At 73.7% G+C, this 26,271-nt stretch carries 22 protein-coding genes and 7 tRNA genes; 12 read left to right on the plus strand and 17 right to left on the minus strand.

The genetic code is table 11. The features are described from left to right. The first annotated feature begins 41 nt into the window (after positions 1 to 41). The gene (locus tag IE134_RS18040; protein WP_030712514.1) at positions 42 to 719 is read left to right on the plus strand and encodes a potassium channel family protein; all 678 of its coding nucleotides are present in this window, start codon (positions 42 to 44) and stop codon (positions 717 to 719) included. A gap of 49 nt (positions 720 to 768) precedes the next feature. Here the strand turns inward: IE134_RS18040 and thrS are convergent, their stop codons facing one another. The 3 genes from thrS to IE134_RS18055 all read right to left on the minus strand — a co-directional run bounded on the left by thrS (position 769) and on the right by IE134_RS18055 (position 4,694). After that, positions 769 to 2,745 carry a threonine--tRNA ligase gene (gene thrS / locus IE134_RS18045; protein WP_010057275.1) on the minus strand — a complete coding sequence of 659 codons (1,977 nt, stop codon included), beginning with the start codon at positions 2,743 to 2,745 and terminating at the stop codon, positions 769 to 771. Between the two features lie 99 nt (positions 2,746 to 2,844). Continuing rightward, complete coding sequence (locus IE134_RS18050; RefSeq protein ID WP_030712508.1) at positions 2,845 to 4,098, minus strand: hypothetical protein; 1,254 nt, start codon at positions 4,096 to 4,098, stop codon at positions 2,845 to 2,847. Beyond that, entirely contained in the window at positions 4,098 to 4,694 is a 597-nt protein-coding gene (locus IE134_RS18055) for a DUF4365 domain-containing protein (protein WP_010057269.1), read from the minus strand. Before IE134_RS18055 ends, IE134_RS18050 begins: the two co-directional genes overlap by 1 nt. 226 nt (positions 4,695 to 4,920) lie before the next feature. Here IE134_RS18055 and IE134_RS18060 point away from each other — a divergent pair, with 226 nt between their 5' ends. Next, positions 4,921 to 5,646, plus strand: a complete 726-nt coding sequence (locus IE134_RS18060) for a 3'-5' exonuclease (RefSeq protein ID WP_010057267.1) — start codon at positions 4,921 to 4,923, stop codon at positions 5,644 to 5,646. A gap of 78 nt (positions 5,647 to 5,724) precedes the next feature. On the opposite strand, the gene IE134_RS18065 is transcribed toward IE134_RS18060, so the two are convergent. After that, positions 5,725 to 5,796: transfer RNA gene (locus IE134_RS18065), tRNA-Val, on the minus strand. 139 nt (positions 5,797 to 5,935) lie between these two features. Here IE134_RS18065 and IE134_RS18070 point away from each other — a divergent pair. Further along, positions 5,936 to 8,746: an SCO7613 C-terminal domain-containing membrane protein gene (locus IE134_RS18070; protein ID WP_189431048.1), complete on the plus strand. Its 2,811-nt coding sequence runs from the start codon at positions 5,936 to 5,938 to the stop codon at positions 8,744 to 8,746. Between the two features lie 109 nt (positions 8,747 to 8,855). On the opposite strand, the gene IE134_RS18075 is transcribed toward IE134_RS18070, so the two are convergent. Together IE134_RS18075 and IE134_RS18080 are read right to left on the minus strand one after the other, a co-directional pair. After that, positions 8,856 to 8,927, minus strand: a tRNA-Val gene (locus tag IE134_RS18075). Positions 8,928 to 8,981: 54 nt separating this feature from the next. Continuing rightward, complete coding sequence (locus IE134_RS18080) at positions 8,982 to 9,437, minus strand: TIGR02611 family protein (RefSeq protein WP_030712502.1); 456 nt, start codon at positions 9,435 to 9,437, stop codon at positions 8,982 to 8,984. 200 nt (positions 9,438 to 9,637) lie between these two features. Here IE134_RS18080 and IE134_RS18085 point away from each other — a divergent pair, with 200 nt between their 5' ends. Next, complete coding sequence (locus IE134_RS18085; protein WP_003959770.1) at positions 9,638 to 10,051, plus strand: SsgA family sporulation/cell division regulator; 414 nt, start codon at positions 9,638 to 9,640, stop codon at positions 10,049 to 10,051. A gap of 294 nt (positions 10,052 to 10,345) precedes the next feature. Next, positions 10,346 to 10,930 carry a CGNR zinc finger domain-containing protein gene (locus tag IE134_RS18090; protein WP_010057261.1) on the plus strand — a complete coding sequence of 195 codons (585 nt, stop codon included), beginning with the start codon at positions 10,346 to 10,348 and terminating at the stop codon, positions 10,928 to 10,930. Positions 10,931 to 10,969: 39 nt separating this feature from the next. Here IE134_RS18090 and IE134_RS18095 read toward each other — a convergent pair whose 3' ends face one another. Beyond that, positions 10,970 to 11,125 (minus strand): hypothetical protein, encoded by a 156-nt coding sequence (locus tag IE134_RS18095; protein WP_010057260.1) that lies wholly within the window; start codon positions 11,123 to 11,125, stop codon positions 10,970 to 10,972. Between the two features lie 178 nt (positions 11,126 to 11,303). Beyond that, positions 11,304 to 11,765 carry a hypothetical protein gene (locus tag IE134_RS18100; RefSeq protein ID WP_189431050.1) on the minus strand — a complete coding sequence of 154 codons (462 nt, stop codon included), beginning with the start codon at positions 11,763 to 11,765 and terminating at the stop codon, positions 11,304 to 11,306. A gap of 168 nt (positions 11,766 to 11,933) precedes the next feature. Here IE134_RS18100 and IE134_RS18105 point away from each other — a divergent pair, with 168 nt between their 5' ends. Next, on the plus strand, positions 11,934 to 12,452 hold the full coding sequence (locus IE134_RS18105; protein WP_189431052.1) for a DsbA family protein: 519 nt from the start codon (positions 11,934 to 11,936) through the stop codon (positions 12,450 to 12,452). 44 nt (positions 12,453 to 12,496) lie between these two features. Here the strand turns inward: IE134_RS18105 and IE134_RS18110 are convergent, their stop codons facing one another. From IE134_RS18110 to IE134_RS18120, 3 genes are read right to left on the minus strand one after another with little or no spacing between them, the layout of a single operon-like run. Then, positions 12,497 to 13,333, minus strand: coding sequence for a GNAT family N-acetyltransferase (locus IE134_RS18110; RefSeq protein ID WP_189431054.1), 837 nt, complete (start codon positions 13,331 to 13,333; stop codon positions 12,497 to 12,499). Between the two features lie 40 nt (positions 13,334 to 13,373). Then, the gene (locus IE134_RS18115) at positions 13,374 to 14,195 is read right to left on the minus strand and encodes an aminotransferase class IV (protein ID WP_030712485.1); all 822 of its coding nucleotides are present in this window, start codon (positions 14,193 to 14,195) and stop codon (positions 13,374 to 13,376) included. Next, positions 14,195 to 15,250: a chorismate-binding protein gene (locus IE134_RS18120; RefSeq protein ID WP_189431056.1), complete on the minus strand. Its 1,056-nt coding sequence runs from the start codon at positions 15,248 to 15,250 to the stop codon at positions 14,195 to 14,197. Before IE134_RS18120 ends, IE134_RS18115 begins: the two co-directional genes overlap by 1 nt. A gap of 157 nt (positions 15,251 to 15,407) precedes the next feature. On the opposite strand from IE134_RS18120, the gene IE134_RS18125 reads away from it, so the two are divergent. From IE134_RS18125 to IE134_RS18145, 5 genes are all read left to right on the plus strand, one after another. Continuing rightward, positions 15,408 to 15,480, plus strand: a tRNA-Gly gene (locus IE134_RS18125). Between the two features lie 38 nt (positions 15,481 to 15,518). After that, positions 15,519 to 15,592 (plus strand) — tRNA-Cys (locus IE134_RS18130). A gap of 1 nt (position 15,593) precedes the next feature. Continuing rightward, a tRNA-Val gene (locus IE134_RS18135) sits at positions 15,594 to 15,665 on the plus strand. A 36-nt stretch (positions 15,666 to 15,701) separates the two neighbouring features. Further along, positions 15,702 to 15,773, plus strand: a tRNA-Val gene (locus tag IE134_RS18140). 33 nt (positions 15,774 to 15,806) lie between these two features. Then, a tRNA-Val gene (locus tag IE134_RS18145) sits at positions 15,807 to 15,881 on the plus strand. 108 nt (positions 15,882 to 15,989) lie between these two features. On the opposite strand, the gene IE134_RS18150 is transcribed toward IE134_RS18145, so the two are convergent. The 3 genes from IE134_RS18150 to IE134_RS18160 all read right to left on the minus strand — a co-directional run bounded on the left by IE134_RS18150 (position 15,990) and on the right by IE134_RS18160 (position 18,041). After that, positions 15,990 to 16,295, minus strand: a complete 306-nt coding sequence (locus tag IE134_RS18150; RefSeq protein ID WP_030712473.1) for a TFIIB-type zinc ribbon-containing protein — start codon at positions 16,293 to 16,295, stop codon at positions 15,990 to 15,992. 65 nt (positions 16,296 to 16,360) lie between these two features. Then, a complete protein-coding gene (locus tag IE134_RS18155) occupies positions 16,361 to 17,395 on the minus strand; it encodes a phosphotransferase (RefSeq protein WP_189431059.1) in 1,035 nt (344 codons plus the stop codon). Between the two features lie 439 nt (positions 17,396 to 17,834). Then, the gene (locus tag IE134_RS18160; protein ID WP_189431062.1) at positions 17,835 to 18,041 is read right to left on the minus strand and encodes a hypothetical protein; all 207 of its coding nucleotides are present in this window, start codon (positions 18,039 to 18,041) and stop codon (positions 17,835 to 17,837) included. Between the two features lie 613 nt (positions 18,042 to 18,654). Between IE134_RS18160 and IE134_RS18165 the strand changes: the two genes are divergently transcribed. Further along, on the plus strand, positions 18,655 to 20,052 hold the full coding sequence (locus tag IE134_RS18165; protein WP_189431066.1) for a serine/threonine-protein kinase: 1,398 nt from the start codon (positions 18,655 to 18,657) through the stop codon (positions 20,050 to 20,052). A gap of 34 nt (positions 20,053 to 20,086) precedes the next feature. Here IE134_RS18165 and IE134_RS18170 read toward each other — a convergent pair whose 3' ends face one another. From IE134_RS18170 to cobT, 3 genes are all read right to left on the minus strand, one after another. Next, complete coding sequence (locus IE134_RS18170; protein ID WP_030712466.1) at positions 20,087 to 20,905, minus strand: TrmH family RNA methyltransferase; 819 nt, start codon at positions 20,903 to 20,905, stop codon at positions 20,087 to 20,089. Between the two features lie 89 nt (positions 20,906 to 20,994). After that, on the minus strand, positions 20,995 to 22,287 hold the full coding sequence (gene cobA, locus IE134_RS18175; RefSeq protein WP_189431068.1) for a uroporphyrinogen-III C-methyltransferase: 1,293 nt from the start codon (positions 22,285 to 22,287) through the stop codon (positions 20,995 to 20,997). 249 nt (positions 22,288 to 22,536) lie between these two features. After that, on the minus strand, positions 22,537 to 26,115 hold the full coding sequence (gene cobT, locus IE134_RS18180) for a nicotinate-nucleotide--dimethylbenzimidazole phosphoribosyltransferase (protein ID WP_189431070.1): 3,579 nt from the start codon (positions 26,113 to 26,115) through the stop codon (positions 22,537 to 22,539). Positions 26,116 to 26,271 lie beyond the last annotated feature (156 nt).

Raw genomic sequence — 26,271 nt, forward strand, 5'->3', positions numbered from 1 at the left:
CGCCGGGGGCGCACCGCTCGGCCGCCCACGATGCTGAGGCGATGAGCGACCGAACCACCCCTGATCCACCCGCCCGGCTGACCCGCTGGGAGCAGCGCACGGAGGTGCCGCTCTTCCTCGCGGGGCTGATCTTCCTGACGGGGTACGCGGTCCGGGTGCTGACCCCGCACGAGGCGGAACCCTGGAACGACATCGCACTGATCCTCGTCTGGTCGACCTGGCTGCTCTTCCTCGTCGACTACGCGACCCGGCTGCACCTCAGCGGCTTGGGCGCGCGCTTCCTCCATACGCACTGGCTCGACACCGTGGTCCTGCTGCTGCCGCTGCTGCGCCCGCTGCGGATGGTCAAGGTGTACACGGCGGTCCAGCGCCGCCACGACCGGCCCCGGCTGGACCTGTACGCGCGCGTGATGGCGTACGCGGGGGTGACGGCCGTCCTGCTCGGCTTCGCCGCCTCGCTCGCGGTCTACCACCTGGAGCACCGCGCCCCGGACGCCTCGATCCGCACGTTCGGCGACGCGGTGTGGTGGGCGTGCGCGACGCTCACGACGGTCGGTTACGGGGACGCCACCCCGGTCACGTTCTGGGGGCGGGTGGTCGCGACGGGGCTGATGGCCTGCGGTCTGGCGCTGCTGGGCGCGGTGACGGGGTCGTTCTCGTCGTGGCTGATCCAGGTGTTCACCCGGGAGGACGAGAAGCGGCCCCCGGAGCGGGGTTAGCGCTCCGGGGGCCGCTTCTGCGTCAAGGATCGAGCCTCCGGCGTACGGATCAGACCTGTACGCGGTCCTCGACGGCCTTCGCGATCTTGGCGATGGCCTCGTCGACCGGGATGCCGTTCTCCTGCGAACCGTCGCGGTAGCGGAAGGAGACGGCGCCATTGGCCATGTCCTCGTCACCGGCGATGATCATGAACGGGACCTTGTTCTTCTGCTGGTTGCGGATCTTCTTCTGCATCCGGTCCGAGGACGCGTCCACGTCCACCCGCAGCCCCTGCTTGCGCGCCTTGGCGGCGAACTCCTGCAGGTACGGGATGTGGGCGTCGCCGATCGGGATGCCGACGGCCTGCACCGGGGCGAGCCAGACCGGGAACGCGCCCGCGTAGTGCTCCAGGAGCACGGCGAAGAAGCGCTCGATGGAACCGAACAGAGCACGGTGGATCATGACCGGGCGCTGCTTGGAGCCGTCGGGACCGGTGTACTCCAGGTCGAACCGCTCCGGCAGGTTGAAGTCGAGCTGCACGGTCGACATCTGCCAGGTACGGCCGATGGCGTCCTTGCACTGCACGGAGATCTTCGGGCCGTAGAACGCGGCGCCGCCCGGGTCCGGGACCAGGGGCAGGCCCTGCTTCTCGGCGACCTGGCGCAGGGTCTCGGTGGCCTCTTCCCAGGTCTCGTCGGAGCCGACGTACTTCTCCGGGTCCTTGGTGGACAGCTCCAGGTAGAAGTCGGTCAGCCCGTAGTCGCGGAGCAGGTTCAGCACGAAGGTGAGCGTGCGGTCCAGCTCCTCCGCCATCTGCTCCTTGGTGCAGTAGATGTGCGCGTCGTCCTGCGTGAAGCCGCGCGAGCGGGTCAGGCCGTGCACGACGCCCGACTTCTCGTACCGGTACACCGTGCCGAACTCGAAGAGGCGCAGCGGCAGTTCGCGGTAGGAGCGGCCGCGCGCGTCGAAGATCAGGTTGTGCATCGGGCAGTTCATCGGCTTGAGGTAGTAGTCCACCCCGTCGTCGAGCTGCATGGGCGGGTACATGCCGTCGGCGTACCAGTCCAGGTGGCCGGACTGCTCGAAGAGCTTGCCCTTGGTGGCGTGCGGGCTGTAGACGAACTCGTAGCCCTCCTCCTCGTGCCGGCGGCGCGAGTAGTCCTCCATGGCCCGGCGGATGACGCCGCCCTTGGGGTGGAAGACCGCGAGGCCGGGGCCGATCTGGTCGGGGAAGGAGAAGAGGTCCAGCTCGTTGCCGAGCTTGCGGTGGTCGCGCTTGGCGGCCTCCTCCAGGAACTCCAGGTGCGCCTTCAGCTCGTCCTTGGTGGGCCAGGCGGTGCCGTAGATGCGCTGGAGCATCGGGTTCTTCTCGCTGCCGCGCCAGTACGCCGCCGCGTTGCGCATCAGCTTGAACGCCGGGATGAACCGGGTGGTGGGCAGGTGCGGACCGCGACAGAGGTCCTTCCAGCACAGCTCGCCGGTCTTGGCGTCGAGGTTGTCGTAGATGGTCAGCTCGCCGCCGCCCACCTCGACGTCCGCGCCGTCGTCCGAGGAGGCGGAGCCCTTGATGCCGATGAGCTCCAGCTTGTACGGCTCGTTCGCGAGCTCCTCGCGGGCGTCCTCGTCGGAGACCACACGGCGGGAGAACTTCTGGCCCCGCTTCTGGATCTCCTGCATCTTCTTCTCGATGGCCTTGAGGTCCTCGGGGGTGAACGGCTTCTCGACGTCGAAGTCGTAGTAGAAGCCGTCCTTGACCGGCGGGCCGATGCCGAGCTTGGCCTCGGGGAAGAGCTCCTGCACGGCCTGGGCCATGACGTGCGCGGTGGAGTGGCGCAGGATGTTGAGGCCGTCCTCGGAGGAGATCTCCACGGGCTCGACGCTCTCGCCGTCCTGGAGGACGTACGAGAGGTCCTTCAGCTCGCCGCCGATGCGCGCGGCGACGACGGTGCGCTGACCGGGGAAGAGCTCACCGGCGGTCGTGCCCGTCGTCACCACGTGCTCTTCCCGCTCGGAATCGCGTTGGATGATCACACGGACGTCTGACACCGGTCTCTCCTGTCTGAGGGGGCACCTGCCTTCACATGGCTAAGCAATGCGAATCGTACCGAGCCGTACGCCCCCGACGCGAACGCCTTCGGGGCGGCCCTACGGCTCCTCCCCCGCGCACGCCTCCTCGAAGAAGTCGACGTTCTCCTGGAGCACCTTCATCAGCCGGTCCCGCTCCGCCTCGTCGACCTGGACGGGCGCGACCTGCGAGGCCCCGGTGAGCCGCCGGAAGCCGCCCCGGTTCTCCAGCCGCCCCTCCACCCGCAGCGGCAGCCCCACGAGGTGGGCGTGGCCCGCGATGCGGTACGCCTCCTCGTCCAGCTCCACGCGGACGTGCGCGACCTCGGCCCCGGCCAGCACCCGCAGCCGTACGATCCCGGCGCCGCGCGGCCCGGAGCGGCGCAGCCGGACCACCGCGCCGGTCAGCCGGACCTGCACGGCGGGTTCGTCGCGGAGGTAGCGGGCCCCTGCGGCGCGCAGGGCGGGCAGGTCGCCCGGGGAGAACTCGACGGGCGCGGGGCGGGCCGGGCAGCCGTCCGGGGTGCCCGCGGCGGGCGCCCACCGCAGATCGATCCGGGCCCCTTCCGAGCCGCGCACCAGGGCGATCAGCGCCTCGGTCAGCTCCCGGCCGACGCCCGCGGCGATCGCACTGTCGAAGGCCTCCATGCCGCCGGTGGCCCGCTGGTAGTCCACGGCATCCCGGGTGGCGTGCAGGGCGTGGCAGAGCTGGACGGCGACGGTGCGCCCGGAGGCGACGGGGACGTACGCGGTGAGGCTGCGGCCGTCGGCGCCGGGCCCGATCAGGGCGTCGTCGAGGGCGGCCCGGGCCTTCCGGCGGTGCCGGGCGCCGTGGTAGCCGGCCCGGCCGCGGGCCGCGAGTGCCCCGGCCATGAGGACCTGCCGGGCGGCCGACCGCAGCTCCTCGGCCTCGGTCCAGCCCGCGGCCCCGGCCGCTCCGGCCGCCGATTCGGGGACCTCGCGCCACCAGTGGATCTCGTCGCTGGGCACGGCGAGGGAGACGAGGACGTCACGGGCGGAGGGGTCCGCGCTGCGGCCGAGGGCGAGGAGGGCCTCCTCGATCAGCTCCCCGCTGTCGGGGAAGGCCGCGCTCTCGGGCACCAGCAGGCTGGTGGCCCCGGCGGCGGATCCGGGCGGGGTCCAGCGGCCGTAGCGTCCGGGCGCTCCCCCGCGCCGCTGCCAGCCGTGCCGCCGCAGGAGGGCCCCGAGGACGGCGGGGTCGGGCAGTTCGGTGCCCGCCTCGGCGAGCGGCGGGGGCCAGGGGCGGACGGTGGGGTGCGAGCGGGCGGCGGGCAGTCCCGCCGCGCCCGTGGGCTCGTCCATCGACCGGTGCATCAGGGTCTCCCTCCGGCCCCGACCCGGGCCATGATGTCGCAGAGTGCGCGGTCGTCGAAGATCCGCGAGGTCGGGATGCGCACAGTGGTCCGGTACCGGCCCGTCACCGCGTGGCCGGCCAGGTTGGTCCAGTAGCAGCAGTGGCGCAGGTCGAGGCCGCCGGGCCCGGCCCGCAGCCAGTCGTCCTGGCTGCGGGGCACGATCATCACGACCAGGATCTTGTGCACCGTCACCGGGCTGCGGGCGAGTTTGACGAGGTGGGCGTTGTCGAGGGTGAAGGAGAACGCCCCGCCCGCCGGGTGCGGCGGTATCTGGTAGGTGCATTTGAGCTGCACCTTGATGGTCACCTCGTCGTCGACGGTGTGGGTGGGGGCGCCGTGGCTGACGTGCCAGTCGATGCCGTTGTCGGGGAAGGGCTGGGACAGGGAGCATCCCGCCGCCGCCGCGACGGCGTGCAGATAGCCCACCTGCAGGGTCTCCATGCAGGCGGTGGTGGCGAGGGAGCCGCGCAGCGGCGCGTCCGGCTGCTGCGGCGGCCGGGGCCCGAAGGGCTCGGCGCGGGCGGTTCCCCCGGGGTCGGGCTGCGCGAGCGCCATGGCTCCGTGTGCCTTCCGGGCGTGCCGATCGATGGCAGGTGGTCTGCCGGCGGGTTTCGTGGGCGGGACGGATCGACGGACGTCGGCGGCAACTGCCCGACGTCTCACCTGTGTTGTCACCGCATCAGACCGCCCGCAAACGGCGTATCAGGCAAACAGCCCGGGTATCACCGATATCGGGCAGAGGAATCACTCCATCTGCCGTGCGGGTGCGAGGAGTTCGGGGATGATGCACTGGTTCGAAGGGCCACTGGCCGCTTTTGACACGGAGACGACAGGCGTGGACGTCGAGCAGGACCGGATCGTTTCGGCCGCTCTCGTCGCGCAGGACACCGCGGGCGGTCGCGTCCGCGTCACCCGTTGGCTGGTCAATCCCGGGGTTCCGGTCCCGCCCGGGGCGACCGAGATCCACGGGCTGACCGACGATCACCTTCAGCGCAACGGGCGTTGGCCCGCCCCGGTGATGGACGAGATAGCCCGGGCGCTGGCGGAGAGCTGTGCGACGGGCCGGCCGTTGGTCGTGATGAACGCCCCCTTCGATCTGACCTTGCTGGACCGGGAGTTGCGGCGGCACCGGGCATCGTCCCTGACGCGGTATCTCGACGGGGTGCCGATGCGGGTGGTGGACCCGCGGGTGCTGGACAAGCACCTGGACCGCTACCGCAAGGGCCGCCGCACGCTCACGGATCTCTGCGCGCGGTACGAGGTGGTGCTCGACGGGGCCCATGACGCGGCGGCCGACGCGACGGCTTCGCTGGAGCTGGTGCGGGCGGTGTGCCGGCGTTTCTCGACCCGGCTGGAGCGGCTGTCGCCGTCGGAGCTGCACACCCTGCAGGCGACCTGGCACGCGGCCCAGGCGCGTGGCCTGGAGGCCTGGTTCGCGAAGAGCGGGACGCCGGAGGCGGTGGACCCGTCGTGGCCGCTGCGCCCGGAGCTGCCCGCCGCGGCGTGACGGCGCGGGTGGCCCGGACAGGTGCCCCGGACATGCGAAAGCCGGTCCGCGTGATGCGTGCGGACCGGCTTTCCCGGGTGGGCGATACTGGGTTCGAACCAGTGACCTCTTCGGTGTGAACGAAGCGCTCTCCCACTGAGCTAATCGCCCGGGAACGGGTTGAACCATACAGGGCTTCGCGGGCTTCGTTCAAACCGCTTCCGGCCGCGTTCTACTCAGGGCGTCCCGGCCGGGAAGTGAGTATCCGAGCGCATGTACGGGCCGGGCGGCCGGGGTCACACTCCCGTACATGGAACATGTGCCCCCGCCCGCCGAGGAACTGGCCCGCCTCGACCGTGAACTGGCCGAGCTGGACGCCCGCCGGGCCCAGCTGCTGACCCGGCGCGCCTGGCTGCTCGCCGCGCTGCGGCCGCCCGCGCCGACGGCCGCCCCCGGCTGGAACCCGTCGGCCTGGGGCGCGCCCGCGGCCGGCCGCCCGGGCGCTCCGGCGCAGCCGTGGGGCTACGTTCCGCCGAAGCAGCCGTCCGCGCCGCGCAGTGCGCAGAACGTCCTGCTGACGCTGGGCGGTCTGCTGCTGACGATCGCGGCCATCGCGTTCACGCTGGTGAGCTGGGGCTCGATGGGGATCGGCGGCCGGTCGGCCGTGCTGGCCCTGGTGACCGTGGGGGCCCTGGCCGCCCCGGCGGTGCTGCTGCGGCGGGGCCTGACCGCGACCGCCGAGGCACTGGCGGCCCTGGCCCTGGTGCTGACGCTGCTGGACGCCTACGCGGTCCATGCGGTGGCGGCACCGGACACGGACGGGCTCGGCTTCACCGCCGTAGCCGCCGGGGTGCTCGCGGCGCTGTGGACGGCGTACGGGCTGGCGCTGGGCAAGCTCCACCTTCCGCTGCCCGCCGCCGTGGTCCTCGCCCAGTGGCCGCTGCTGTTCGGGGCGTGGGCCGCGGGCGCACCGGCGCTGGTGGTCGGGTGGGCGCTGCTGGCCACGGCGGTGCTGGACGGGGCGATCGCGCTGTGGGGCAAGGGCACCGGGACGCGGGTCACGGCATGCCTCGGCGGATCGGTGATGGCGTTCTCGGCGCTGATGGTGGGCCTGACGCTGTCCGTGACGGCCTCCGGGCCGCTCGGGGCGCTGGCGCCCGGTGCGCTCCTGCTGACGGGCGCGGCGGCGGCCCTGGCCGGGGCGTGGCGCGCACCGAGGGGTTTCGCGCGGGCGGGCGGTGTGGTGGCCGGTCTCGCGGTGGTGGCTGCGGTGGGCGGCGTCCCGGCGGCGGCGGTGCCGGAGGGCTGGCGGGTGCTCGCGTACCTGCTGGCCGGCCTTGCGCTGACGGCGGTCGTACGGACCCGGCTGCCGAGGAACGCGGCGATCGGCGTGCTGGTGGCACCGGCCGCGGTGGTGGCCGGTGCCCTGGTGGGTGCCCTGCCGGGGCTCGCGGCGGTGCTGCTGGGCCCGGTGACGCTGCTGTCGGACGTGTGGGCGGGATGGCCGGAGGGCTTCCGGGCCGCGGTGGGCTCGACGCTGCCGTGGTCGGAGCTGGCGGCGGCCCCGGTGGTGCTCGCCGTGTCGGCAGGGCTGCTGGGGTCGGCGTACCGGTGGTGGCCGTCGCTGGCCCGGATCGCCGCGCCGCTGATCGCACGGGAGGAGCCGGGGCCGGGCGGGAAGCCGGAGTCGGCCGGTGCGGCCGCGTACGACGCGGGTCCGGCGGGCTCGGCGGGAGCACCGGGCACCGGGACGCCGGAGGCGGGCGGAGCGGCCGTTCCGGGGACCGGCGGGGAGCCGGGCGCCGGGACCGCAGGGACAGGCGGCACACCGGCCCCGGGCGCGTCGGGCGCAGGGGCACCGGGCGCACCCGGCGCGGCCGCTCCCGGGGCTTCCGGAGCGCCCTGGTACGCCGGAGGCCGGGCCGGAGCGCCCTGGTACGCCGGTGGGGCGCCCGCTGCCCGCAGGCGGCCGTCCGGGGCGGCCCTGCGCGGAGCTGCCGGTGCGGGGGCCGCCGTGCTGGGCTGGGGTGCGCTGTTGCTGGCCGGGGCCGTGCTGGATGTGCCCTACGCGGTCGCGGTGGCCGGGGAGACGGTCCTGGTGGCCGGTCTGCTGGCCCTGGCCGTACGCCGCGCGGGGAGCGGCCGGGACGCGTCGGCGGCGGTGACGGTGACCGCGCTGGTGGTGGCGCTGGCCGGGGCGGTGAGCGCCGGGCTGCTGTCGCTGGCGTCCGAGGGGACCTCCTATGCCGTGTTCGGCGCGCTGACGGCCCTGTTCGCCGGGGCGTCGGTCCGGGCGGGGGCCGGGGTGGAGCGTGCGGTGTTCGCGGTCGCCGCCACGGTCGGGGGCACCGTGCTCACGGGCTTCGCGGGCCGGTCCCTGGAGCTCGCCCCGCACGAGGCCGCGCCGCTGGTGCTCCTGGTGCCGGCGCTGACGGTGCTGTTCGGGGCCCGGCTGCGGCGGAACCCGGTGGCGTTGCCGGTGGAGCTGACGGGCGCGCTGGGTGCGCTGGTCGCCGTGGGGCTGGCGGTGCCGGACGCGCCGTTCCTGGCCCTGGTCCTCGCGCTGTGCGGGGTGCTGGCGGCGGGTGCGGCGGTGCGGCCGGAACGGCGCCCGGTGGCGGGGTACCTGGCGGCGGCGCTGTTCGTGCTGGCCACCTGGGTGCGGCTGGCGGCGTCGGAGGTGTCGTTCCCGGAGGCGTACACGCTGCCGGTGAGCGTGCCCGCGCTGGTGGTCGGGTTCCTGCGGCGGCGGAAGGACCCGGAGGCGTCGTCGTGGACGGCGTACGGGCCGGGGCTCGCGGCGACGCTGCTGCCGAGCCTGGCGGTGGCCTGGACCGATCCGGACTGGCAGCGCCCGCTGCTGCTGGGCGTGGCGGCGCTGGTGGTCACGCTGCTGGGTGCGCGCCACCGCCTCCAGGCGCTGCTGCTGCTCGGCGGGGCGGTGCTGGCACTGGACGGGCTGCACGAGCTGGCGCCGTACGTGGTGCAGGTGGCCGGGGCGCTCCCCCGCTGGCTGCCGCCGGCCCTGGCCGGACTGCTGTTGCTGGTGGTGGGCGCGACGTACGAGCAGCGGCTGCGCGACGCCCGCCGGCTGAAGGACGCGCTGGGGCGGATGCGGTGAGCCGTGCCGGTCCGGAGGCGCGCTGCGCGCAGCGACTCCCGGACCGGCGGGAGCGGGCAACGCAGAGGGCCCGGGAGACGGATTCCGTCTCCCGGGCCCTCTGTCCGGGTGGGCGATACTGGGTTCGAACCAGTGACCTCTTCGGTGTGAACGAAGCGCTCTCCCACTGAGCTAATCGCCCGGGCGCACCGCAAACATTACCCCATGTCAGCGGTGCTCCTGGACCCTCCCCGGGCTACTCGCTGATCTTCCACGGCATGGTGATGCCGAACTTCCAGACGTAGACCCCGACCAGCACCGCCATGATCACGAGCCCCACCGTGGTGAGGATGATGTTGCGTCGCCGGACCTTGGGATCGAGGGCCCGCTGCGCAGCCTCGGTGACCTTGCGCTTGGTCCAGCGCAGCACCAGCTGGGCCCAGACGAACTCGGTCGCCCAGATCGCCATGCCGGCGAAGATCACCAGCCAGCCGGGGCCGGGCAGCACCAGCATGAGCACGCCCGCGACCACGACGCCGAGGCCGACGACGAAGACGCCGACCTGCCAGCTCAGGTGCAGCGCTTTCGACGCTTTGATGAAGCCCGGCGCCCGCGAGCCCAGCTCGCGTTCCTCCCGGTCCGATTCCCCCGTGGCGGATGTTGGGGGCGCCTGCTCGGCGACCCTGTTCCGCTCGTCACTCTCCGCGTTCATGAACCCAACTTACCCGACCCGCCGCGGTCACACTTTTGTCACTGGAATGGACGCATAACGCAAAGTTACACGCCGCTGAGCGAGGGACCCGAAGCATCACAAATGGGTCAGAGGGGTTTACAACGCCACCGTAGGTGGCATGTCGATTTCGCCGACGTGCGAATCCCCGAGCGCACACTGAGCGAAAGGCCCTGGCGCTTATGAACACCACGGTCAGCTGCGAGCTGCACCTGCGCCTCGTTGTGTCGAGCGAGTCCTCACTGCCTGTACCCGCGGGCCTGCGGTATGACACGGCCGATCCCTATGCCGTGCACGCCACCTTCCACACCGGAGCGGAGGAGACGGTCGAATGGGTATTCGCCCGTGACCTCCTCGCCGAGGGGCTGCACCGGCCCACCGGCACCGGAGACGTCCGCGTCTGGCCATCTCGTAGTCACGGTCAAGGCGTCGTATGCATCGCCCTGAGCTCCCCAGAGGGAGAAGCCCTGCTCGAAGCTCCGGCGCGGGCCCTGGAGTCGTTCCTGAAGAGGACCGACGCCGCGGTTCCGCCCGGCACCGAGCATCGTCACTTCGATCTCGACACGGAGCTCTCCCACATCCTGGCCGAGAGCTGAGCCAGGCAGAGAGCCGCTAGACGCCGTCCGACTCGGGGCGACGGCGTCGTGACGACAACCGCATAGGGCAGACACCGGCGCCGTCGCCGCGGAATCCACCGCGACGACGGCGCCGGTGCGTCCCGCCCCTCCCGCTCCCTCCTCCGGGCGCCGGAGGGGTTCGTTCCCCCGGGGGCCGGAGGGGTTCGTTCCGCTCCCGGCCCGGCCCGCACCGGCCCGGGGGCCGACGGGCCGAGCCAGTAGAGTCAGCCGCCATCGGCAGGCGCCCGCCCGCCGGAGGCCAGGGAGCGAAGCGTGCTGATCCCTCACGACACCCGGATCGCCCTCGACACGGTGGTCGATCTGATGAACACCGCGCCGGAGAGCGAGCCGCCGCCGGACGGCACCGGGGACGGACCCGAGGACGGGCTCGCCGACATCCCCGCGCTGTACGCCTTCGCGGAGCGGCATCACATCAGCGGGGTCGGCACGCTCGGCGAGAAGGACCTGGCCGCCGTGCGGGACGTACGGGACCGTTTCGCCGAGGTCTTCGCGGCGCCCGACCCCCGTACCGCGGCCGACCTGGTCAACCGGCTCGTGGCGGCGGCCGGGACCACCCCGCAGCTCACCGACCACGACGGCTACGACTGGCACGTGCACTACTTCGCGCCGGACGCCTCGATCGCCGACCATCTCGCGGCCGACTGCGGCATGGCGCTGGCCTTCATCATCGTGGCGGGCGAGCAGGAGCGGCTGCGGCGCTGCGAGGCCCCGGACTGCGGGCACGCGTTCGTCGACCTGTCGCGCAACCGCTCCCGCCGCTACTGCTCCAGCCGTACGTGCGGGAACCGGCTCCACGTCGCGGCGTACCGGGCCCGGCGCAAGGAAGCCGCGGGCTGACGCCGTCGCCGGCGCCACCCCGCGCGGCGGCGCGGCGCGTCACAGCATGAAGAGGTCGTGCAGGGCGGCCATCAGCAGCAGCACCCCGATGACCGTCAGGAAGATCATCAAAGGCGGCTGGGAGAGCGCGAAGAGGCAGCCGCGGGGCTCTTCGGCGGGGCGTGCGGGGGCTTCGCCCCGGGAAGTGTCCACCATCTCGGTGTGATCATGACGCACGCATGGGCGGGTTCGCGCTCAACCGGGGTCATTCCCCCGGGAGTTCACCGTCCCGTGGCCATCGGAAATCGCTCCGGCGTACGGGTCGCCGTCAGGCATTCGGAAGCCCTTCGGCCGGGACGTGCCGAACGCCCGGGCCCGCCGGGCACCCGGTGCCTCAGATGCCGTGCTTCTTGAGGATCGCCTCGATGTCGCTGAAGTCGTCGCCGGGCGCGGCGGCCTCCTGCTTCTTCTTCGGCTTCGCCGCCGTCGAAGCCGGCCCGGCCCCGACGCCCGCTCCGAGCGAGGGGGCGGAGGCGCCCGGGGCGACCGCCTCGTTGCGCCCGGCCGCCCGCGCGGCCTTGCGCTCCGCGCGGGTGGTACCGCTGCGGCGCTCGACGGCGCGGGTGGTCATGAACAGCAGCCAGGAGAGGCCGAGCACCCCGAAGCCGAGCCAGACGCTCGGCTTGAAGGCGATCCCGGCGATCCACTCGACGACCCCGGTCAGCACGAGCCCGATCGGGACGAGGGAGTAGGCGGCGATCCTCGTCGCCGTGAGGAACCGCTTGCGGTACGCGGTCACCGCGGCGATGCCCAGGCCGGCCGCCGACACCGCGGAACAGATGGTCTCGGCAAGCATCACGGCCTCCAGGCGCAGGGGGTACGTCCCTTCCATCCTGCACCGACGAGCGCCGTCGGGGCCACGGCGGCGGTCCACCTCAGGGACATTTCAGGGCCGGGCTCCTCCCCAGGGGGTGGGGTCCGGTGCGGATTGGGTCGCGCCCGCCCGGCCTGGAAGACTGGGCGCATGAGCGATTCCTCCCCCGCGGCACCGGTCGTCCTCGACCTCTGGTGCGATCTCGAATGCCCCGACTGCCACCGCGCCCTCGACGACGTACGCGCCCTGCGCGCGCGGTACGCGGACCGCCTGGAGATCCGCCTGCGGCACTTCCCGCTGGAGAAGCACAAGCACGCGTTCGCCGCGGCCCAGGCCGCCGAGGAGGCCGTCGAGCAGGGCCAGGGCTGGCCGTACATCGAGGCCCTGCTGTCCCGGACCGACGACCTCGGCCGTACGGGCGAGCCGGTGCTCCTCGACGTGGCCCGCGAACTGGGCCTGGACACTGAGGAGTTCGACACGGCGCTGATCGACGGCCGGCATCTGCTGATCGTCGACGCCGACCACGCCGAGGGCAAGGCGATCGGCGTCACCGGTACGCCCACCTATGTGATCGGCGACGAGCGGCTGGACGGCGGCAAGAGCCAGGAGGGGCTGCGCGAGCGGATCGAGGAGATCGTCGACCGGACCCTGGCCGCGCGGGACCGGTAGCCGACGGCCGGGGCGGCCACCGGGCGACGGCTCCGGAGGACCGCCTACAGCGCCTTGGCCAGGTTGTACCGCGTCGTCGTGTAGCCCAGGGACTCGTACAGCCGCAGGGCCGGGGTGTTGGACGCGAAGACGTGCAGGCCGAGTCGGTCCGCGCGCCAGGCGCGGGTGATGTCCTCGGCGAGCAGCATCAGGGCCCGGCCGTGGCCCCGGCCCCGGTGTTCCTCGCGCACCTCGACGTCGAAGACGAAGCCGCCCGTATCGCCCGGCTCCAGCTCCCGCAGGGCCGCCCACACATGGCCGACGACCTCGCCGGCCTGGAGCAGCACCCGGAAGCGCATCCCCTCGGTCGCCAGTCCGTCCGGCAGGTGGGCCGCGTGGTCGGTCTCGGACTTGAGCCGGGCCTGCTCGGGCTCGACACCCCGGTCGATCCAGTTCTGTGCGTACGCCCGCACCGCGTCCTGCCGCCAGGCGGCGAACTCCTCCTGGCTCATGTCGCGCGAGGTGAGGCCCGCGGGCAGCGGGACGGCGTCCGGGCCGAGGTCCTTGACCATGTTGCGGCTGCGCTCGGTGTAGCCGAGGGCGGCCGCGAGGCGCCGGGCCGGGTCGTTGTCGGCGGGGACCTCCACCCGGACCCGGGTGCAGCCCCACCCCCGCAGCACCTCCTCGGCGGCGAGCGCCGCGATGACGCCCCGGCCGCGCCTGCGCCGGGACTCCTCCACGCTGAGGGAGCGCAGCACTCCGGCGGTCGGGCCGAACGCGTCGTCGGTGCTGATCGCGACGGAGCCGACGGGCCGCCCGTTGTCGCACACGTCGTAGTGGCGGGCCCGCGCGCCGTCGGCGCCCTGCTGAAGCGGCCCGGACGGCCGGAGTGTCGTCGTCATCAAAGGTTTGTATCCCCTGGACGAGACGCCGTCACGCGCTTTACGGGTCGAGGTCGTCGCCGGCCCGCTCGGCGAAGATCCGCATGGCCTTCGCCGTCACCGGTCCGATCGCGGGCGTCAGCTCCCGGCCGTCGACCCGGTGCACCGCCTGGACGTCGCGGAGGGTCGAGGTCAGGAACACCTCGTCGGCCTCGGCGAGGACATCCATCGGCAGATCGGTCTCCTCGGCCCCGGTCCACTCCACGGTCAGCGCGCGGGTGATCCCGGCGAGGCAGCCGGAGGCGACCGGCGGGGTGTGGACGCGGCCGCCCAGGACGACGAACACATTGGAGCCGGTGCCTTCGCAGAGCCGGTCGGCGGTGTTGGGGAACAGCGCCTCGGAAGCGCCCCTCTCCCGCGCCCGGGCCAGGGCGACGACGTTCTCCGCGTACGAGGTGGTCTTCAGGCCCGCGAGCGCGCCGCGTTCGTTGCGCGTCCAGGGGACGGTGATCACCGCGGTGCTGTCCGGGCGGCGGCTCACCCCGTCGAGGGCGACGACGAGGCTCGTCCCGTGGTCGCCCCGGTCCGAGCCGAGCGGGGACAGCCCGCCGGTGTAGGTGATCCGCAGACGCCCCAGGGCGACGGGGTTGGCGTCGATGACCGCGGCGACGGCGCGGCGGACCTCGTCGTGGTCCGGGTCGGGCAGGCCGAGGCCCCGGGCGGAGCGGGTGAGGCGGTCGAGGTGCCGGGTCAGCGCGAAGGGGCGCCCCTCGCTCGTACGCACCGTCTCGAAGATGCCGTCGCCCACGGTCAGTCCGTGGTCGAGCACCGAAAGCCGGGCGTCGTCGGCGTCCCGCAGTCCGCCGTTGACCCAGATCCTCATCATGCGTCCCTTCCTGTCTCCTCGAACATCCCCGACGCTACAGCGAGCAGCCGGGAGGCCTTGAGTTCGGTCTCGTCCCATTCGCGCTCCGGGTCCGAACCCCAGGTGATCCCCGCGCCGGTCCCGAACCGCAGCAGCGGCGCGGGACCGGTCCGGTCGATCCAGAACGTCCGTATGCCCACGGCGAGCGACGCGGTGCCCCGGTCGGCGTCGACCCAGCCGATCGCCCCGCAGTACGGCCCGCGCGGGCCCCGTTCCAGCTCGGCGATGATCCGCAGCGCGCTGGACTTCGGCGCGCCGGTGACCGAGCCGGGCGGGAAGGCCGCCGCGAACAGCTCCGGCCAGCCCGCTCCGTCGGCCAGCCGGCCCCGGACCGAGGAGACGAGGTGGACGAGGCCCGGGTGCTTCTCCACCACGCAGAGATCGGGAACGCTCACGCTGCCGGTGGCGCAGACCCGGCCCAGGTCGTTGCGGACCAGGTCCACGATCATCACGTTCTCGGCGTGGTCCTTCTCCAGCAGATCGTCCTCGGTCCGGCCGGTGCCCTTGATCGGCCCGGACTCCACCGTCCGCCCGTCGCGCCGGAGGAAGAGCTCCGGAGAGGCGGTGGCGATCTCCACACCGTGGCCGGGCAGCCGGATCGTTCCCGCGTACGGGGCGGGGTTGCCGCGGGCGAGCAGAGAGGTCAGGGCGTCGACGTCGGCGCCGGCCCCGCCGCCGGGGAGCGGTGCGGACAGCACCCGGCAGAGGTTGGCCTGGTAGACGTCGCCCGCCGCGATGTGTTCACGGATTCGCCGTACGCCCGCCGTGTAGGCGTCACGGTCCAGCGAGGAGGTCCAGTCCCCGGCAGCGGGCCCGCGCCAGGCTCCGGGCGCGGGAGGGGGCACCGCTTCCCTGCGTACGTCGGAGAAGCGGGCGCACACGATACGCCCCTCGAAATCGGCGGATACCGCCCAGAAACCGGACGAGTCGAGTGCCGCGGGATCGTGGGTCACATCCTGCAGACCGGAGGCTATGAGGCCGTCGAAACGGGCCAAGGGGGCGAGGTCGGACACGCGAATGAGTCTAGGACGGTGCACGGTGACCTGCGTCGGGGCCAGGAGCGGCCCGGGGTCGCCGCAGCACGCTGCACAAACGCGTTTTTGTACTGGCCCAGGAATCCGCTAGAGTTCAACACGTCGCCGGGACGCGCAAGCGGAACGGGAAAGACAAGCGGACGTAGCTCAGTTGGTAGAGCGCAACCTTGCCAAGGTTGAGGTCGCCAGTTCGAACCTGGTCGTCCGCTCGCAGAAGGTGGGGGATTCTTCCCGAGCTCCCATCCCTGGTGGAGTGGCCGAGAGGCGAGGCAACGGCCTGCAAAGCCGTCTACACGGGTTCAAATCCCGTCTCCACCTCCAAGGACGATTAGCTCAGCGGGAGAGCGCTTCCCTGACACGGAAGAGGTCACTGGTTCAATCCCAGTATCGTCCACTGATCCGCAAGGATCACCGGTCCGTAAGGATCCCCGCGCGATTAGCTCAGCGGGAGAGCGCTTCCCTGACACGGAAGAGGTCACTGGTTCAATCCCAGTATCGCGCACGCAGTACACGGGCAGTAAACGCAGGTTCACCTGCGCGATTAGCTCAGCGGGAGAGCGCTTCCCTGACACGGAAGAGGTCACTGGTTCAATCCCAGTATCGCGCACCAGCAAGAACCCCCGGTCGTCTCCACGACCGGGGGTTCTTTCGTCGTACGGTCCATCCGTCCGTACCGCCCCGCGTGGCCCGGGCCACGCGGGAAGCGGCTCGGAACGGCTCAGGACGAGAAGAGCATCCGGCCGAAGCCCTTCTGGCGGTGGTGGCCGTAGTGACCACCGTGCCCGCCGTGCTGCGGCGCACCCCAGGCCGGGGCGTGGGCGGCGGGAGGTGCGGCCGGGTAGGCCTGCTGCGGGGCGGGGGGCGCGGGCGGAGCCTGCTGGGCCCACTGGGACTCCAGGCGGGTCAGGGACTCCAGCTCGCCGTAGTCGAGGAATATCCCCCGGCAACCGTTGCACTGCTCGATCTGAACACCGTTGCGGTTGTACGTGTTCATCTGCGCGTGACACTTCGGACACTGCATCATCGACTCGGCTCCTCGCCCTCGTTGTGCCGTCGCCGGAATGTCTGCCCGGCCACGGTCCGTTCACCCTACGACGCGGGACCGGTGGCCAACTCGGGCGGCAACGTAGCGATTCGGGCACAGGATTCGATCATCAGCTGTTCGTGCTCGTCCGGATCCCGTTGCTCCGCGGCGCACTTGGCGAGGGCGACGGCCGCCGTCTGCACCGTGAGCGCGCGGGCGGGGACGTCCAGTGCGGGCCAGGGGTCGCCGTCGGCGGGAACGGCCGGTCCCCCGGCGGAGCGGTAGGCGTCCAGGAAGGTGGACCAGTCCTCGGGGGCCAGGAGTCCGGCCGCGTACCAGGCGGCGGGCCGGCCTAGGTCCCAGGCGGGCTCGCCCACCCCCGCGTCGTCCATGTCGATGAGCAGCCAGGGCCCGTCGGGGGCGGGGTGGCGGACGAGCTGACCGAGGTGCAGGTCCCCATGGCACAGGGAGCTGCCCCTCCGCACGGGGGCCGGGACCTCGCCCCGCGCCCAGGCGGGCAGAGCACGCCAGCCGGCCAGCACGGAAAGGCCGGCCGGGTCACGGGGCGGGGCGGTCGCGTCGCCGGGCAGGGTGGCCGCGTCGCGGGTCCCGCAGGAGACGGCGGTCGCGTCGGCGCGGAGGGCCGCGCGCATCCGGGCGACGGCCCGGGCCGCCTTGGCCGGGCCGCGCATCGGCGGCAGCGGGAACGGGGGCTTCGTCCGGTGGAGGCGGGCGAGCAGGTCGGCGGCCTCGGCCCAGGGGGCCGCGCCGGGGTCGGTGGGGTCCACGGGCGCGCCGAGCGGCCAGAGGGTGACCGGGCGGGCGGTGGGCGCGGCGGGCGCCGGGGCGGGGAGCGGCGGGAGCAGGATGCCGGCCAGCTGCGGGGCGGCGGCCAGGGCGATCCGGGCGGCCAGCGCCTCGCGGTCGGTGTCCGCGGCGTGGGCCTTCGCGACGATCGCGCCGCTGCGCACCACCGTGCCGTCGGGCCGGTCCGCGAGAACCTGCGGCGGCTCGCACACGCAGGGCGTCCGGGCGGGGTGGGAGAGGCGGTGCGCGAGCGTGCCCAGGTCATGGACTACTGAGGTCTGGGTGGTGGTCAACGGCTCCCCCGGCGGCGGTCGGCCCGGCCGTGGCACCGGGCCCGCCGTGAGCGTAACGCGCGAGACGGGCCGAGCCACGGCGGTGCGCGGGGTCGGCCCGTCGCCCCGTCCGCCTGTCGGGAAGCGCCTGGGCCCGGTCAGCCGGGAAGCGCCTGGGCCCGGTCAGCCGGGAAGCGTCCAGGCCTGGACGGCCAGGGAGCGTCCGGCCCCGGTCAGCCGGAAGGCACTTTGGCCCGGACGGCCGGAAAGCGCCCCGGCCCGGACAGCAAGAAGGCACCCCGGCCCGGTCGGCCGGAAAGCACCCCGGCCCGGACAGCGCGATGCCCGGTCAGCTCCCCAGCTGACCGGACAAACGCTGCCGTCCGCCGCACCCCCGTCCCCACGGGGCTGTTGGCCGGATGTGTGGGTCCGGACCGCTCTTCCGGACCCCGGGCGCCGCTCAGCGCCCCAGCATCACCGCCACGGACGACGCTTGTGTGACCACCGCTTCCCAGCCGCCGAAGACGACCACCAGCAGGGCCGCCAGGGGAAGGACCATCGCCGTCGCCACCAACGGGTGACGGGTGCCGGACTGACGGGCGCCGAACGAGGCGTACGCCTTGCGTCCCCGCATACGGACCACCGTCCGCGTTGCCGTGTCCGCCATGGTTCCTCTCCTGACCTGATCGGGAAGCGGCGGGCGTGACCTCGGGGGACGAGTGCTTCGCCCGCCGCTTGATCTCAACATTAGGTAAGCGGCGGGCACAGGGCGTCATGCCCGCGTACCGAATGGCGGGCCTCCCGGAGGATGAGGGGTCGTCGATCGGCGTACTCCCCTGGGTGGAGACGGACCCCCGGAGGTTGGGGTCATCCCGGAGGGGCTCCGGGGCCCGCCGCGTGCACGGCCGGTGCGGCCCGGGGGCGCGGAAGGGCGCCGGCGGGTGACTTCACTCACGTCCGCCGCTCCCCGGTGGGCGGCCCGACCGCCTCGGGGACCACCGGGGACACCGCCACCCCGTACACGGGGGCGGTGGTCACGTCCTGGGTGGCGGACGCGCCCCGGCGTTCCCTCGGTGATCCAATCCCCCTGCCCCGGTGGCCGTTTGGGGCGACCGGCCGGCCGAAGGGCCCGGATCCCCTGCGCACTGACCCCTCTTCACCTCTCCCGCCCGGCACGGACAATCGAAACCCCGGCGAGGGCGCGGCCTCTGAGCGCGCCGGGCGCGGGGTACGTAAGCTGTGCCTCGTCAGGCGGACCAGGCAGCGGGGATGGGCAGACGATGGCGATGATGCGGCTCCGGCGCGAGGACCCGCGTCTCGTCGGCTCGTTCCGGCTGCACCGGCGGCTCGGCGCGGGCGGCATGGGCGTCGTCTACCTCGGCTCCGACCGGCGCGGCCAGCGGGTCGCCCTCAAGGTGATCCGGCCCGACCTGGCGGAGGATCAGGAGTTCCGTTCGCGGTTCGCGCGCGAGGTGTCGGCGGCCCGGCGCATCCGCGGCGGCTGTACGGCCCGGCTGGTCGCCGCGGATCTGGAGGCGGACCGCCCGTGGTTCGCCACGCAGTACGTGCCCGGCCCCTCGCTGCACGACAAGGTCGCCGAGGAAGGGCCGCTGGCCGCCGCGGAGGTCGCCTCGATCGGGGCGGCGCTCTCCGAGGGCCTGGTGGCGGTGCACGAGGCGGGGGTGGTCCACCGGGACCTGAAGCCGTCGAACATCCTCCTCTCCCCCAAGGGCCCCCGCATCATCGACTTCGGTATCGCCTGGTCGACCGGGGCGAGCACGCTCACCCATGTCGGTACGGCGGTGGGGTCGCCGGGGTTCCTCGCGCCCGAGCAGGTCCGGGGCGCGGCGGTGACGCCCGCGACGGACGTGTTCTCGCTCGGCGCGACCCTGGCGTACGCGGCGATGGCCGACTCCCCGTTCGGGCATGGCAGTTCCGAGGTGATGCTGTACCGCGTGGTGCACGAGGAGGCGCAGCTTCGCGGGGTGCACGACGCGTTGGCCCCCCTGATCAGCGCCTGTCTGGCGAAGGATCCTGAGGAGCGGCCGAGCACGCTGCAACTGTCCATGCGGCTCAAGGAGATCGCGGCGCGCGAGGCGCAGGGGCTGCACGAGAGCCGGCCGCCCGTCCAGCGTTCCGCCCCGGACACCGAACGGCCGACGGGGCGGATGGCCGATCCGTACGCCGATGAGCACACCCGTCGTTCGGAGGGCCCGTCCGGCTCCCGCCCCCAGCCGGGCAGGCGTGGGGCGCCGGTACGCTCGGGGCCGCCGCGCACCGGTGGCTCGCGCCCGCAGCAGGCGTCGCGCAACACGACGCGTTCGGGTGGGAAGACCGGGAAGCGGCAGGGGGCTCCGGCCGGGACGAACGGACGCCCGGGCACGCGTTCCGGGGGCCGTACGACCTCGGCGGGGCGGCGTCCGGCCAATCCGCGGCTGCTGCGTCAGCGGCTGGTGGTGTTCGTCGTGGTGACGTTGCTGGTGGCGCTGGGCATCGCGGCGGCGCAGGGCTGCCAGGGGCCGGCGCGCGGGCTGGGCGGGAGCGAGCGGCCGGGCGGCGGGGTGTCGCAGGTACAGGCACAGGCCGATGGGGCGCCGGGCGGTTCCGGGGCCGGTCTCGGTTCCGCCTCCGGTGCCGGGTCCGCGGTCCCGGCAGTCCCGGCAGTCCCGGCGTCCTGACGCCGACGCCCGGACCGCCCGGGGCCGTCCTCGTTCAGTTCTCCGGGCGTCCCGTGGCCACCGCGTAGAAGGCGACCGCGGCGGCCGCGCCCACGTTCAGTGAGTCGACGCCGTGCGCCATCGGGATGCGCACCCATTCGTCCGCGGCCATCAGGGCCCTCGTGGACAGTCCGTCGCCCTCGGCTCCGAGCATCAGCGCCACCCGTTCCAGCCGGTGCGGAGCGGCCTCGTCGATGCTGGTGGCCTTGGCGTCCGGGGTGAGGGCGAGGAGCCGGAAGCCGGCCTCCCGTACCGTTTCCAGCGACTTGGGCCAGGCTTCGAGCCGGGCGTAGGGGACGGAGAAGACCGCGCCCATGGAGACCTTGACGGAGCGCCGGTAGAGCGGGTCGGCGCAGTCCGGGGAGAGCAGGACCGCGTCCATGCCCAGGGCCGCCGCGCTGCGGAAGATGGCCCCGATGTTGGTGTGGTCGTTCACCGACTCCATGACCACGACCCGGCGCGCGGTGCCGAGCAGTTCGTCGGCGGCGGGCAGCGGCTTGCGCTGCATGGAGGCGAGCGCGCCGCGGTGGACGTGGTAGCCGGTGACGCGTTCGGCCAGCTCGGGGGCGACCGCGTACACCGGGGCCGGGACCTCGTCGATGACGTCCCGCATCACGTCCACCCACTTGGCCGAGAGCAGCATGGACCGCATCTCGTACCCGGTCTGCCGGGCGCGGCGGATCACCTTCTCGCCCTCGGCGATGAAGAGCCCTTCGGCGGGTTCGCGCCGTCGTCGCAGCTCGACGTCGGTCAGGCCGATGTAGTCGCTCAGCCGCGGGTCGTCGGGGTCGTCGACGGTGATGAGTTCTGCCACAGGGTGATACTGCCTTGTCCGGTGTGCGGTGCCAACGCCCGGGAGGGAGTTGCGTAACCGCGGGTTACGGGGCGGGGGCCGGCTCTCGCCTACTCGGCCGCGCCCTCGGCGGGGGCGGGCGCGGAGTCCGGGCCGACCGCGACGACGTCGCCGATGACGATCACGGCGGGCGGGCGGACGTCCTCGGCGACCGCTCGCTCCCCGACGTCCGCGAGGGTCGCGTCGACCCGGCGCTGAGCGGCGGTGGTGCCCTCCTGGACGAGGGCGACGGGGGTGGCCGGGTCCTTGCCGTGGGCGATCAGGGCGGCGGCGATGGCGCCGATCTTGTCGACGGCCATGAGGAGGACCAGGGTGCCGCGCAGCCGGGCGATGGCCGCCCAGTCGACCAAGGAGCGCGGGTCCTCGGGGGCGACATGGCCGCTGACCACGGTGAACTCATGGGCGACACCCCGGTGGGTGACCGGGATGCCGGCCGCACCGGGGACGGAGATGGTGCTGGAGATGCCGGGGACGACCGTGCAGGGGATGCCCTCGGCGGCCAGCGCCTGGGCCTCCTCCATACCGCGGCCGAAGACGAACGGGTCGCCGCCCTTGAGCCGGACCACGGACTTGCCCGCCTTGGCGTGCTCGATGAGCGCCTGGTTGATCGCCTCCTGGGCCATGAAGCGGCCGTACGGGATCTTCGCGGCGTCGATGACCTCGACGTGCGGCGGCAGTTCGTCGAGCAGGTCGCGGGGGCCGAGGCGGTCGGCGATGACCACGTCGGCCTCGGCGAGGAGGCGGCGGCCCCGGACGGTGATCAGGTCCGGGTCGCCGGGGCCTCCGCCGACGAGCGCGACGCCGGGGGCGCGGGTGCGGTGGTGCGGGGCGGCGATGCTGCCGTCGCGCAGGCCTTCGACGATGACGTCACGGAGGGCGGCGGAGTGCCGGGGGTCGCGGCCCCGGGGGGTGGTGTTGAGGACGGCGACGGTGATGTTCTCGATGCGGCCGGTGGCCGGGGTCCAGGCGGTGGCGGCCTCGGCGTCGTCGGACCGGACGCACCAGGTACGGGTGCGCTCGGCCTCGGCGGAGGCGGCGTCGTTGGCCGTGGTGTCGGAGGAGGCGACGAGGGCGTACCAGGTGTCGGCGAGGTCGCCGTCCTGGTAGCGGCGGCGCTCCCAGCGGATCTCCCCGGCGTCCGCCATCGCCTCGACGGAGGGCGTGGCGGAGGGGGAGATCAGGGTGATGACGGCACCGGTGGCGATGAGCTGCGGCAGCCTCCGCTGGGCGACCTGTCCGCCGCCGATGACGACGACGCGGCGACCGTGCAGGCGCAGGCCTACGGGGTACGCGGGGTGGTCGGCGTGACCTGAGCGGTCGGCGTGGTCTGCGTGCTCGGCCATGGCGGTACGGCTCCTCGTGCGGGTGCTGCGTTGCGTGCCGCTGCGGCGGTGGAGCGGCTGTGACGTGCGGGAAGTGGGGTGCGGGTGGGAACACGATACGGGGTGGGGGCAGGGGGCGGGGCGAGGTGGGGGCGCCTGCGGCGGGCCTACTCCCCTGCCCCGCCCCTTCCCGAAACCGGGGCTCCGCCCCGGGCCCCGCTCCTCAAACGCCGGAGGGGCTGGAGTGGGGCCGGGGCGGAGTGGGGCGGTCTACTTCTCCGTTACGCCTGCCGAGTCGAACGTCGCCACCTCGTGCATCGCCCGCGCCGCGCTCTGCACGATCGGGAGTGCCAGCAGCGCGCCGGTGCCCTCGCCCAGGCGGAGGTCGAGGTCGACCAGGGGGCGCAGGCCCAGTTTGTTGAGCGCGGCGACGTGGCCGGGCTCCGCGCTGCGGTGGCCCGCGATGCAGGCGGCCAGTGCCTCGGGGGCGATGGCGCGGGCGACCAGGGCGGCGGCGCCCGCGCTCACGCCGTCCAGGATCACCGGCGTACGCAGGGAGGCTCCGCCGAGGAGGAAGCCCGCCATCGCCGCGTGTTCCAGGCCGCCCACCGCCGCGAGCACGCCGATCGGGTCGGCCGGGTCCGGCTGGTGCAGGTCGAGGGCGCGGCGTACGACGTCGACCTTGCGGGCGTGCATCTCGTCGTTGATCCCGGTCCCCCGGCCGGTCACCTCGGCCGCGTCGATCCCCGTGTAGACGCAGATCAGCGCAGCCGACGCCGTGGTGTTCGCGATGCCCATCTCGCCGGTGAGCAGCGCCTTGTTGCCCGCCGCCACCAGGTCCCTGGCCGTCTCGATGCCGACCTCGATCGCGGCGAGGACCTCTTCGCGGGTGAGCGCGGGGCCCGTCGTGAAGTCCGCCGTACCCGGGCGCACCTTGCGGGGCAGCAGACCGGGGGTCGCGGGCAGGTCCGTCGCCACGCCGACGTCCACGACGCAGACCTCCGCGCCGACCTGGGCCGCGAAGGCGTTGCAGACGGCTCCGCCGCCGAGGAAGTTCGCCACCATCTGGGCGGTGACCTCCTGCGGCCAGGCGGTGACCCCCTGGGCGTGCACCCCGTGGTCACCGGCGAAGATCGCGACGGCCGCGGGTTCCGGGATCGGCGGCGGGCACATCCGGGAGAGCCCGGACAGCTGCGCGGAGATGATCTCCAGCATGCCGAGCGCCCCTGCGGGCTTCGTCATCCGCTTCTGGCGTTCCCACGCCTCGCCGAGCGCCTTCGCGTCCAGCGGGCGGATCGCGGAGATCGTCTCCTGGAGCAGATCGTGCGGCTCGGCGCCGGGCAGCGCGCGACGGCCGTACGTCTCCTCGTGGACGACCCAGGACAGCGGGCGGCGCTTGGACCAGCCCGCCTGCATCAGCTCGGGCTCCTCGGGGAACTCGTCGACGTAACCGACGCAGAGGTAGGCCACGACCTCCAGGTGCTCGGGCAGGCCCAGCGCGCGAACCATCTCCCGCTCGTCGAAGAAGCTGACCCAGCCGACGCCGAGACCCTCGGCGCGGGCCGCCAGCCACAGGTTCTCCACGGCCAACGCGGAGGAGTAGGGGGCCATCTGGGGCTGGGTGTGCCGGCCCAGGGTGTGACGGCCGCCGCGGGTCGGGTCCGCGGTCACGACGATGTTGACCGGGGTGTCGAGGATCGCCTCGATCTTCAGTTCCTTGAACTGCTTCGCCCGGCCCTTGGGCAGCGACTTGGCGTAGGCGTCGCGCTGGCTCTGGGCCAGTTCGTGCATGGAGCGGCGGGTCTCCGCCGAGCGGATGACGACGAAGTCCCACGGCTGCGAGTGGCCGACGCTCGGCGCGGTGTGCGCCGCCTCCAGCACCCGGAGCAGGACCTCGTGGGGAATCGGGTCGCTGCGGAAGCCGTTGCGGATGTCCCGGCGTTCACGCATGACCCGCAGCACCGCTTCGCGCTCGGCGTCGTCGTAACCGGGGGCGGGCGGGGTGTTGGCCGGTTGCTCGGCGGTCTCGACAGCCTGCACCGGCTCCAGCAGTTCCTCGGGCTGCGGGGCCTCTGCCTGCTGCGGCTCTTCGGCCTGTGCCTGCGGCTCCGGAAGGAGCTCCGGCGTCTCGATGACCTCGGGGCCGGTGCCGTCCTCGGCGTCGGGCGCGACCCCGTGGGCAGCCTCGGGCTCCGCCGCTGCCACTGCGGGCTCGACCGTGGGCTCGGGGGCGGGAGCCGGGGCCGCTTCCTGCTCAGGCGTCTCCCCTCCGGCCGTTCCCTCGGTCACCGGCTCGGCGGCCTCGGCGGGCTGCTCGGCGGGCTCTCCTGCGACGGGCTCCGGCTGCACGAGCTCAGGCTGTACGGGCTCGGGGGCGAGCGGCGGGGCCGCCGGGTCGGGCTGTGCCACGGCGGGCTCCGGAGCCACGGCCGCCTCCGGGCTGTCGGCCACTGCTGCGGCCGGGGCCGGTTCGGGGGCCGGTTCGACGGGCTGCTCCTGCTCGGGCTGGGCCACCTGCTCAGGCTGCACCACGGGCTCGGGCTGTGCCACCGGCTCGACGACGGGCTGGTCCTGCACCGGAGCCTGAGGCTCCGGGGCGCCGCCTTCCACCGGGACTGCCTCTGCCTCGGGCTCCGGGGCCACGGCGACGACCTGCTGGGCCTCCACCGGCTCCGGCGTCTCCTGCGCGGCCTGTGCGGGTGCTTCCGCCGGTTCGGCCGGGGTCTCCGGCCGGGCCGCCTCGGGCTCCGGGACGAGGACCGGTCCGGCGGGGGGCATCGCCACCGCGACCGGCTCGGGAACGACCGTTTCTGCCGGGACGGCCTGCGGGGCCGGCTCGGGCTGCACCGGCTGGTCCAGCTGCTCGACCGGGGCCGCCGGGACCGCCGGGGCGATCGGGGCCACCAGGACTTCCTCGGGGGCGGGCACGGGCGCCTGCTCCGCCGGCTGAACCTGCGGAGCCGGCTGAACCGGCTGCTCGGCCTGAACCGGCTCCTCAGCCACCACTTCGGCCTGCTCGGCCACCGCGGGCTCCGTCACCGGCTGCTCGGCCGTGACAGCCTGCTCCGGCTCCACCGCGACCTGCTCCGACTGCTGAACCGGCTCGACAGCCGTCTGCTCCGCAACCACCGGCTCGGCCACCGGCTCCGCGACGGGCTGCTCAGGCTGTGCCCCCCACGGGGCGCCGGCCTGCGGCGGGATCTCGCCCAGCTGCGGGCCCGGCAGGGTCGAGGGGTCCTCGGCCGGGATGTCGAAGTACTCGGGGCCGGTCGTCGGCGGGCCCGCGTGGCGTGCGGGGGCAGCGGGCCGGGTGGCACCGGCGGGGCCCCGGTCGGCCAGGGAGCGTACGACGCCGCCCTGCGTACCGCCGCCGTACGACGGAGGGTCGGCGGCGGCCGGGCCCCGGTGCAGGGGGCGGCGGGCGGCGGCGGGAGCGGCGTGCGCGCCCACGGGTGCGGGCGCGGGCGCGGGGATGCGTACGCCGTTGAGGTCCACGGAGCCGGAGTCGCGGCCACCGGACTCGTGCGTGCTGTGCGTCTCCACGGCGGGGGCCGCCTGGACCTGCTGCGCGGGAACCTGCGGCTGGGGCTGCGCCGGGCCGTGCTCGGCCACGGGCGGCTGCGCCGTCGCGGTCTGCGCGAGGGGCTGGCCCTGTGCGGGGGCGGGGGCGGCCTGCGGGTCGCTCCAGGCGCCCTGGGAGGTCGGCATCAGCAGGAGGTCGTCGTCCTCGGGGGTGTGCTCGGAGGGGTCGAGGAAGGTGTGCGCGTCCGGGGCGGGGATGCCCGGCTGCTCCACCATGCCTGCGTTCTCCGGCAGTCCCTCGCCCGGGATCTGGCCGGTGTCAGTCATGCGTACCCCTCGCCCATCGTCAGTGCTCCTTCGGCCCTTCGCCCGGGACGCCGAACCACGGCACGCCGGTGCTCGTCATCAAGAACGAGCGGGCTCGCCGCGCGGCACGAAACGCCCGCGGGCTTCCTATTCTCGCGGCCGATCGCCGCCGCGACA

The sequence above is a fragment of the Streptomyces rubiginosohelvolus genome, assembly GCF_014649875.1.
In the GTDB taxonomy this organism is placed as follows: domain Bacteria; phylum Actinomycetota; class Actinomycetes; order Streptomycetales; family Streptomycetaceae; genus Streptomyces; species Streptomyces rubiginosohelvolus.